This is a genomic window from Stenotrophomonas sp. AGC87 (assembly GCF_057333975.1).
The window spans coordinates 54,672-62,808 of the sequence record NZ_JBHFHW010000037.1 but is presented as its reverse complement, the minus strand read 5'-3'; the positions used below and the strand labels follow the sequence as shown (position 1 = coordinate 62,808).

Below are 8,137 nucleotides of genomic sequence, written 5' to 3'. Positions count from 1 at the left end.
CCCCCCCCCCCCCCCCCCCCCCCCCCCCCCCCCACTACCGGGTGCCGCGTCGCCCTTTACGGCAGACGCGGATTGCCGAACTCGTCGCGTTCCACGTGCAGGCGATCCTGCACCGGGGCAGGTTCGCCCATCAGCGATTGCTCTTCGATGGTGGCGCGCTCGGGCACGATCGGGTCCAGTGGCGTGGTGGCCGATGCACGGGCCAGCGCCACGCTGTCATCCCCACGCTGCTGGCGCAGGGCATTGGCGAAGCACTGCGAGGCCAGCGCGGTCTCGCCGCGATCCAGGAACACCTCGCCCAACGCTTCCCACGCGGCCGGGCCGGCGCCGGCGGCAATCGCGCGGTGCAGGTAATCCTCGGCCAGCGTGTGCTGGCGCTGTCGGGCGGCAATGCGGCCCAGCGCGAGCAGCAATGCGGGGCTGGCGGGCTGGGTGGTCAACCAGCGCTGCAGGTTGGCCTGGCGCGTGGCCAGCTTTTCGACCGGCATCTGGCCGTAAAGCGTCACCACCGATTCGTCCCAGCGCGTGTCCAGCGCCTGCTCCAGGTTGAGCAGGGCCGGTTCGTCCCAGTCCAGTGCGACCGCCCGCAGGGCGTAGGCCGAGACCACTTCCGGATCGCTGCGCAGGGCCTTCGGCGTGGCTTCCCACTGCGCGGCCAGCGCGTTGACGTCGCCGGCTTCCAGCAGCGACTGTGCCGCCAGGCGGATTTCCAGCTCGGCCACGGCCGCGTCCGGCAGGACCTTCTGCTTGCGCAGTGCGCCCAGCTGGCCATAGGCCTCATGCGCGCGATCGGCACGGGCCAGCGCTTCGGTACGCAGCCACAGCCCGCGCGGCGGCAGCGGCTGGATCGCGGCAACGTCCAGCACGTTGATCGCATCGACCGGGCGTTCCTGGGCCAGCAGGCGTTCGGCCAGCAGCAGGGCATGACTGGTGGCATCTCCGGTGGCCAGGCGCTGCAGGTACTGATTGACCGCAGCATCGTCATCGCGCGCCTGCGCACTGCGCACGGCGGTGACCAAGGCGACCGCGCTTACTTCCTTGTCCTCAGCGGCGCTGGTCAGCAGCTTTTCCGCGCGCTGCCAGTGGCCCTGTTCGTGGGCTTGCAGGCCTTCGGTCAGGCGGGCGCGGCCCTGCTTGCGGCGGTAGCGGCCCCAGGCGCGGAACGGCGAGGCCAGCAGACTCCACAGCAGCCACAGCACCAGCACCCCGACCAGCACCATCAGCGCGACCTGGGGCACGGTGGAGCGGTAGTCGGTGCCGCCGTAGCGGTAGATCACTTCGCCGAACTGGCGCAGCTGTTCGGTGCCGAGCCACTGTGAGGCGATCACGCCCAAGGCCACGGCCAGGAGCAGGACCACCAGAGATTGAAAGGGCTTCATCGATTATCTCCCGTTACGCATCGAGCGCAGTTGCTGCAGGGTGCTGCCCAGTTCGGGCAGCGATGGACGCAGCTCGCAGGCGCGTAGTTGCTGCAGTTCAGCACGTTGCTCGCGCAGAGCAGGTGAATCCGGCCACAGCCGCGGCAGCCACAGGGCAACGCGGTCCAGCGCCTGGAGATACCCGGGCTGATCACCGCGCTCCACTGCTGCGCGCGCCAAGGTCAGTTCCAGCTGCAGCGAATCCCACGCAGCCACGCGGTCGGCTTCGGTCAGCGGGCCCTGCAGGCGGGTGGGGGTGATGGTCACGAACGGCGCCAGCACCTGGTGCCACCATGGCGTGGCGGCAGTCGTATCGGCGGGGGCGTCGATCTGTTCGGGCAGGGTGGTCAGGGCCTGGGCGAACCGGCCCAACCGTGCCTGGGTCTGCGCGCGCACCCCGGGGCCGAGCGCGTCGACCGCATTGCGCTCCTGCATCAATGCCTGCCGCAGGTTCAGATACTCGTTGCCCTGCACATCGTCCAGCGAGGCGGCCGCCAACGCGTACAGGCGCTTGGCGCCTTCTGCGTCATCGGCATAGGCCAGCCGCTGGCCGGCCTGGCTCAACAACAGTTCGGCTTCTTCCAACTGCAGTGCCTGCGCGCCGTGGCGGGTGCTGTCGGCCAGCTTGGCCAGGTTCTCTTCCAGCAGCGCATTACGCTGGCTCAGGCCGAGCATTTCATCGCGCAGCACGCGGTTGGTGGCGGCGGCGTCCTGCACGCGCTGGGAGGTCGAACGCTGGTCGCGGCGCAGCGCTTCCACGCTGTCCAGCAGGCCCTGCACCTGCAGCTGGTCGTTCTCTTCGCGCAGTCGTTCCTGCGCCTGTCGCGATTGCCACTGCGTCCAGCCCCAGGCGCCGCCGCCGGCCAACACGGCGAGCGCCGTGATCGGCACGATCCAGCGCAGGGGGCGGCTCGGAGAGGGGGGCGAAACAGGGTCATTCATACGGGCATCCTTGTCGCGCGCGCCGGGCAATCCGCTTGGCTGGCGAGCGACGTGGCACACAGCATCGCCCGCCGCCCAAGGCCCCTGCAAGACCGCCCCGGCTCCCTGTTCAGGAAGATGCGGGCGGGATGAGCGCGGCGTGTGCAGCCGCCACCAGTTGTGCCGGCAACGGCCCGGCTGCGACCCGTACCTGCCCGAAGCCTGCGGCGCGCGCCTGTGCGGCCAGCCGCTCGCTGGCGGCCCCCACGGGGGCCCGCGCGCAGCGGTGCCTGCAGATCGTCGGGCAACAGCGCCAGCAACAGCGCCAGCGCCTCGCCGCTGCTCAGTGCCAGCACCCAGGGCATGGCCGCACGGCGCAGGCGCTGCAGGGCGCGCGGGGCCAGCGGCAGCGGCTGGCGCGCATACACGTTGGCGCGCAGCAGTCGGGCACCGCGTTGCTCAAGGGTCTGCGCGATCACCCCGCGGCCGCCCGGGGCGGTAACCAGGCCCGCGCGCAGGCCGTGCAGGTCGGCCAATGCCGGCAACGCAAGCAGGCCCTCGCTGTCCATCCGTGCCGGTGCGGCGATGTCCTGCGCGCCCTGGCGCTGCAGCGCCGCCGCCGTGCCCGCGCCCACGGCAAGCCACTGCCCCGGGTGGGGCGCGGCCAGATCCACCAGGCGCGCGGCGGCCTGCACCGCGGCGGGACTGCTGAAGACCACGCGCTCGGCCGCCAGCGCGGCGGTGAGGTCGGCGTGGGTAGTAGCATCGCGCTGGGCCTGCAGCGCCCACGGCGACAGCGCGATGAGGTGGGCGCCAGCCGCCTTCGCCGCACGGCGCAGCGGCGCATGCTGGCCACGCGGGCGCAGCGAGATCAGGGTCCAGGGCGCGACTTTCGTTTCGGTGTTCATTGCGGGCATTATGCGAGCCCTTCGATGTGACGTGATCAGCCAGATGTCCGCAACCGATTCCCTGCCGGCGCAGTTGTCCGCGCTGCAGCATGTCCTGGATGCCATGCCGCCGGTGGCGGCCATGCAGATCCGGGTCCACGACTACCGCGATGGCGTCCTGCACATCCACGCTCCGCTGGCGGCCAACGTCAACGACAAGGGCAATGCCTTCGGTGGCAGCCTGGCCTCCGCCCTGACCCTGTCCGGATGGGCGCTGGTGACCCTGCGCCTGCGCCTGGCCGGGTTCGATGCGGATGTCTACGTGGCCGACAGCCATATCCGCTACCTCGCCCCGGTCTATGGCGATCTGCACGCACAGGCCCAGGCCGATGCGGAAACCGACTGGGACAGCTTCCTGGCCACCTTCGCCCAGCGCGGCAAGGCCCGCATCAGCCTCACCGCCCGCCAGCCGGGCGAGGGCGACAAGGCCGCCGCGGAACTGAGCGGCCGTTTCGTGGCCTTCGCCAGGCGGTAGGATGGGCGCCTTGCCTATTGGGGAATTCGCATGCGCCGTACGCTTCAGATCCTGCTGATCGCCTTGTTCGCGCTGACCAGCGTGAGCGCACTGGCCGCCGAGCAGAAGACCACCAGGAAGCAGCGCAAGGAACTGGAGGAGACCCAGGTCAAGTACGACGCCACGATGCGCTGGGGCACCGTCGAGGACGCGCTGCCCTACCTGGACCCCGACTATGCCCGCGCCCACCCGATGACCGACCTGGAACTGCGCCGCTTCGAGCAGGTGAAGATCTCCAGCTATCGCGCCGGCGACAACGTGCCGTTGCCCGATGGCCGGGTCGGGCGCAACGCCGAGGTGCGGGTGATCAACAACAACACCCAATCAGAGCGGACGGTGCGGGTCCGGGAGATCTGGCGCTGGGACGCCGAGGGCAAGCGCTGGCTCCAGGCCAACGGCCTGCCGGACCTCTGGCAGGAACGCTGATCCCCCGCCCGCACGGGGCTGGACGCCGATTCGCCCGCATGTGCGACAATCGGCGCCCGCTTATCGACCCGTGATCTTAGTGAATTACGAAGAGTTGCTGGCCTTTGCCGGCCGAAACCCGATGTTGTCGATGGCCCTGGTCGGCCTGACCGTGGCCATCATCGTGACCGAAGTCCGCCGCCTGTTCCGCGGCTTCAAGTCGCTCAAGCCGGCGGAACTGACCCAGCTGATGAATGCCGGTGGCGCCATCGTGGTCGATCTGTCCTCGAGCAGCGATTTCGAGAAGGGCCATATCGCGGGCAGCCGCAACGTGCAGCCGGCGCAGTTCGGTCCGGAGCACAAGCTGGTCGCCAAGGCCCAGCAGAGCCCGGTGGTGCTGGTGTGCCGCAGTGGCAATGCCTCCGAGACCGCCGCCAAGGCGCTCAAGAAGGCCGGTTTCACCCAGGTCAGCGTGCTCGACGGTGGTATCCCGGCGTGGCAGCAGGCCGAGTTGCCGCTGGTCAAGGGCCGCAACTGATCCCCCTCCGATTGCAGTACATGCCTTGTGCGCGGCGCACAGCGCCCCCATCGCAGGGCATGTAACAATCCGTTTTTACAGCATTCATTTTTGGAGCAACAGGAAATGTCCGAAGAGAACACCAACGGCGCCGTCGCGCCGGTCGACGCCGCTACCGGTCCCTCGTTCACCGTCGAGAAGATCTACGTCAAGGACGTTTCGTTCGAATCGCCGAACGCTCCGGCCGTCTTCAATGACGCCGTGCAGCCGGAACTGCAGCTCAACCTGAACCAGCGCGTGCAGCGCCTGGGCGAGAGCGCCTTCGAAGTCGTGCTGGCCGTGACCCTGACCTGCAAGGCCGGCGAGAAGACCGCCTACGTGGCCGAAGTGCAGCAGGCCGGCGTGTTCGGCCTGGTCGGCCTGGACCCGCAGTCGATCGACGTGCTGCTCGGCACCCAGTGCCCGAACATCCTGTTCCCGTACGTGCGTTCGCTGGTGAGCGAGCTGATCCAGGCCGGCGGCTTCCCGCCGTTCTTCCTGCAGCCGATCAACTTCGAAGGCCTGTACGCCGAAACCCTGCGCCAGCGCCAGGAACAGGGCGAAACCTCGCTCGCCGATTCCGAGCCGGCCGGCAACGCCTGATCGGCGCTGCAGTACGGATGAGCAACCACGCAGACAAAATCGCGGTTCTCGGCGCCGGCTCCTGGGGCACCGCCCTGGCGAGCCTGCTCGCACGGCACGGTCACCCGACCGTGCTGTGGGGGCGCGATGCGGCGATGGTCGAGGCCATCGACCAGCGCCACGAGAACACCCGTTATCTGCCGGGCATTCCGCTGCCCGAGTCGCTGCGCGCGACCACCGATCTGGCCGCTGCCGTCAAGGACGCTGCCTGGATCCTGGTGGTGGTGCCCTCGCACGCCTTCGGTGAAACCGTGCGTGCGCTGGCGCCGCTGCGGCCGGCCGATGCCGGCGTGGCGTGGGCGACCAAGGGCTTCGAACCCGGCTCCGGTCGGTTCCTGCACGAGGTGGCGCGTGAGGTCCTCGGGCCGGACGTGCCGCTGGCGGTGGTGACCGGTCCTTCGTTCGCCAAGGAAGTCACCCAGGGCCTGCCGACCGCGATCACCGTGCACGGTGACGCACCGGACTTCGCCCAGCAGGTGGCCGATGCCATGCACGGTCCGGCGTTCCGCGCCTACACCGGCGATGACATGGTCGGTGCCGAGCTCGGCGGTGCGATGAAGAACGTGCTGGCCGTGGCTACCGGCGTGGCCGATGGCATGCAGCTGGGCCTCAACGCCCGTGCCGGCCTGATCACCCGTGGCCTCAACGAAATGCTGCGGCTTGCCGCGGCGATCGGTGCCAAGCCGGAGACCCTGATGGGGTTGGCTGGTCTGGGCGATCTGGTGCTGACCTGCACTGGTGATCTGTCACGCAACCGTCGCCTGGGCCTTGCCTTGGGCCGCGGCCAGACGTTGACCGATGCGGTCCGTGAGATCGGCCAGGTGGTGGAATCGGTGCAGACCGCCGATGAGGTGATGCGCCAGGCGCGCCGTCACGGCATCGACCTGCCCATCTCCGACCGCGTGCGCGCGGTGCTGCACGGTGAGCAGACGCCGGAAGAAGGATTGCGTGCGCTGTTGGCACGCGAGCAGAAGCCGGAGTATCCGGACACGCTGTTCAAGTGAGGCACGAAAAACCCCGGCAAGCGCCGGGGTTTTTTTTCAGCGCCAGAACGAAACAACCCGGCGCAGGGCCGGGTTGTTTCGTGGCGTACCGACGAGGGTGTCGCCAGGTGCTGCATATAAGTGAAGCCCGGCGTGAGCCGGGCTTCATGGCGCAGGGGAGAGAGACCGCGCCATCCAACAACGTACCGCGGTGTTGCGTATCGCGTATTACCAGGTGAAGCGCGGACCGACGAACCATTCCTTGTCGCCGCCCTTGGCCAGCTTCACTTCGCCGGCCAGGCCCCAGTTCTGGTTGAGCTTGGCCTGGGCGCCGACGCGGCCGTAGAACTCGCCGTCCGGGTTGACGCCGTGCTTCTTGCTGTAATCCTCGTAACCGGCCATCACGTAGCCTTCGAAGTTCGGGGTGAACGCGCTGCGCACGCCGACTTCGGTCGAGTAGCCGTTGAAGTCCGGACCGTGCTTCGGATCGAACTTCTGGTAAGCAACACGGGCGACCAGATCGGTGGTCGGGGCGATGCCGTAGTTGTAGCCGACACCGACCTTCCACTGGTCCACATCATTGCTGCCGCGCTTGGTTTCCTGCGCGTTGTAATCACCGAAGACGTGGAAGTTCGGCGCCACGGCGACCGAGCCCTTCACCGCCCAACCGTCGGCGTCGCCGCCCTTGGCATCGGTGTTCACGTAGCCGCCTTCAACATAGTTGTACGACAGGCCGTCGGTTGCCGAAGCAGCGAACGGCAGTGCAGCGAGCAGACCCAGGGCAAGCAGGGAAGTCTTCATCATCGGGGACACCTTTGTATTTTTTGGTTTTGTCCGCCAGCAGAGGGGAGGGGAAATCGCTGCTGGCGACAGGTGTGAATTATCCGTTAGTCACCCCAATTAGCCCTGAATATCAAACTGAGCAGTACATAAATACAAGGGCATTCCAGGGAACTTTGCCGACGCGATCTGCTATGCACGCGCGCACTGCATCGCGACGATGACGGTGCATCGCCGGCGCAGAAAAATGAGGAACGCGCCCGCTACCGGGCGTCTGGGATCAGCGTTCGCCGTCGCGCAGGTAATCGAACAACTCGGCATCGCCTTTCAGACCGAGCTTCAACATCGCATCGCCTTTCTGGCGGCTGATGGTGCTCACGCTCTTGTGCAGATGGATGGCGATCTCTTTGACCGTCATGCCGCTGCCGAGCAGGCGCAGCACCTCCACTTCGCGCGGTGACAGCGGCTTGGCTTCGCCTTCTTCCACGCTGTTCGTGCCGATCGCGTCAATGCGTTCCTTCAGCGTGAGACTCACGTAGGCCATGCCGCGCTGCACGGTCTGGATCGCCAGCGGCAGTTCGTCCATCGACGAGGTCTTGTCGACCAGGCCGAGCACACCAGTGGCGACCACCATGCGCAGGATCGCCAGGTTGTTGGACACGCTGAGCATCAGCACCGGCAGCTCGGGAAAGCGCCGGCGGATCATGGCGATCATCGCAAAGCCATCGGCCTGCTGGCCGCCGGGCATGGAGTAATCGGTGACCAGGACATCGCAGGGGTGCTCGGATAGCGCGGCCATCAATTCGGCGACGGTACTGGCCTCGGCCACCACCTGGCCAACGCCACTGGATTCGATCACGGCCTTCGTGCCGATCCGTACGACCGGATGGTCATCGGCAATGATAATGCGCAGGGTCATGGACTAGTATTGCCTGTAAGGCAGCCGTCGGGCCGTGCCGGGATGGGGACAT

At 67.7% G+C, this 8,137-nt stretch carries 9 protein-coding genes and 1 pseudogene; 5 read left to right on the top strand and 5 right to left on the bottom strand.

Going from position 1 to position 8,137, the window contains the following annotated elements; translation table 11 throughout:
* Positions 1-56: 56 nt before the first annotated feature.
* The 3 genes and pseudogenes from ACE026_RS14855 to ACE026_RS14845 form a co-directional block, all read right to left on the bottom strand.
* Positions 57-1,379 (bottom strand): heme biosynthesis HemY N-terminal domain-containing protein, encoded by a 1,323-nt coding sequence (locus ACE026_RS14855; protein WP_486039593.1) that lies wholly within the window; start codon positions 1,377-1,379, stop codon positions 57-59.
* 3 nt (positions 1,380-1,382) lie between these two features.
* Positions 1,383-2,360 carry a uroporphyrinogen-III C-methyltransferase gene (locus tag ACE026_RS14850; RefSeq protein WP_486039591.1) on the bottom strand — a complete coding sequence of 326 codons (978 nt, stop codon included), beginning with the start codon at positions 2,358-2,360 and terminating at the stop codon, positions 1,383-1,385.
* A 109-nt stretch (positions 2,361-2,469) separates the two neighbouring features.
* A pseudogene (locus ACE026_RS14845) lies at positions 2,470-3,247 on the bottom strand (uroporphyrinogen-III synthase).
* A gap of 43 nt (positions 3,248-3,290) precedes the next feature.
* Between ACE026_RS14845 and ACE026_RS14840 the strand changes: the two are divergent.
* The 5 genes from ACE026_RS14840 (at position 3,291) to ACE026_RS14820 (ending at position 6,407) form a co-directional block, all read left to right on the top strand.
* Positions 3,291-3,761 (top strand): YiiD C-terminal domain-containing protein, encoded by a 471-nt coding sequence (locus ACE026_RS14840; protein ID WP_026070058.1) that lies wholly within the window; start codon positions 3,291-3,293, stop codon positions 3,759-3,761.
* 30 nt (positions 3,762-3,791) lie between these two features.
* Positions 3,792-4,226: a hypothetical protein gene (locus tag ACE026_RS14835; protein ID WP_121044462.1), complete on the top strand. Its 435-nt coding sequence runs from the start codon at positions 3,792-3,794 to the stop codon at positions 4,224-4,226.
* A gap of 79 nt (positions 4,227-4,305) precedes the next feature.
* Positions 4,306-4,743 (top strand): rhodanese-like domain-containing protein, encoded by a 438-nt coding sequence (locus ACE026_RS14830; protein ID WP_176990234.1) that lies wholly within the window; start codon positions 4,306-4,308, stop codon positions 4,741-4,743.
* Between the two features lie 105 nt (positions 4,744-4,848).
* Positions 4,849-5,364 carry a protein-export chaperone SecB gene (gene secB / locus ACE026_RS14825; RefSeq protein ID WP_019184891.1) on the top strand — a complete coding sequence of 172 codons (516 nt, stop codon included), beginning with the start codon at positions 4,849-4,851 and terminating at the stop codon, positions 5,362-5,364.
* Positions 5,365-5,381: 17 nt separating this feature from the next.
* On the top strand, positions 5,382-6,407 hold the full coding sequence (locus ACE026_RS14820) for an NAD(P)H-dependent glycerol-3-phosphate dehydrogenase (RefSeq protein ID WP_121044455.1): 1,026 nt from the start codon (positions 5,382-5,384) through the stop codon (positions 6,405-6,407).
* A gap of 207 nt (positions 6,408-6,614) precedes the next feature.
* Here the strand turns inward: ACE026_RS14820 and ACE026_RS14815 are convergent, their stop codons facing one another.
* Both ACE026_RS14815 and ACE026_RS14810 read right to left on the bottom strand, forming a co-directional pair.
* Entirely contained in the window at positions 6,615-7,187 is a 573-nt protein-coding gene (locus tag ACE026_RS14815; RefSeq protein WP_486039628.1) for an OmpO family porin, read from the bottom strand.
* A gap of 259 nt (positions 7,188-7,446) precedes the next feature.
* Positions 7,447-8,085 (bottom strand): response regulator, encoded by a 639-nt coding sequence (locus ACE026_RS14810; RefSeq protein ID WP_486039588.1) that lies wholly within the window; start codon positions 8,083-8,085, stop codon positions 7,447-7,449.
* Positions 8,086-8,137: the final 52 nt, after the last annotated feature.

Coding starts and splice junctions, on each gene's coding strand:
- ACE026_RS14820 (WP_121044455.1), top strand. CDS start 5,382: ATGAGCAACCACGCAGACAAAATCGCGGTTCTCGGCGCCGGCTCCTGG.
- ACE026_RS14850 (WP_486039591.1), bottom strand. CDS start 2,360: ATGAATGACCCTGTTTCGCCCCCCTCTCCGAGCCGCCCCCTGCGCTGG.
- ACE026_RS14835 (WP_121044462.1), top strand. CDS start 3,792: ATGCGCCGTACGCTTCAGATCCTGCTGATCGCCTTGTTCGCGCTGACC.
- ACE026_RS14810 (WP_486039588.1), bottom strand. CDS start 8,085: ATGACCCTGCGCATTATCATTGCCGATGACCATCCGGTCGTACGGATC.
- secB (WP_019184891.1), top strand. CDS start 4,849: ATGTCCGAAGAGAACACCAACGGCGCCGTCGCGCCGGTCGACGCCGCT.
- ACE026_RS14815 (WP_486039628.1), bottom strand. CDS start 7,187: ATGAAGACTTCCCTGCTTGCCCTGGGTCTGCTCGCTGCACTGCCGTTC.
- ACE026_RS14855 (WP_486039593.1), bottom strand. CDS start 1,379: ATGAAGCCCTTTCAATCTCTGGTGGTCCTGCTCCTGGCCGTGGCCTTG.
- ACE026_RS14840 (WP_026070058.1), top strand. CDS start 3,291: ATGTCCGCAACCGATTCCCTGCCGGCGCAGTTGTCCGCGCTGCAGCAT.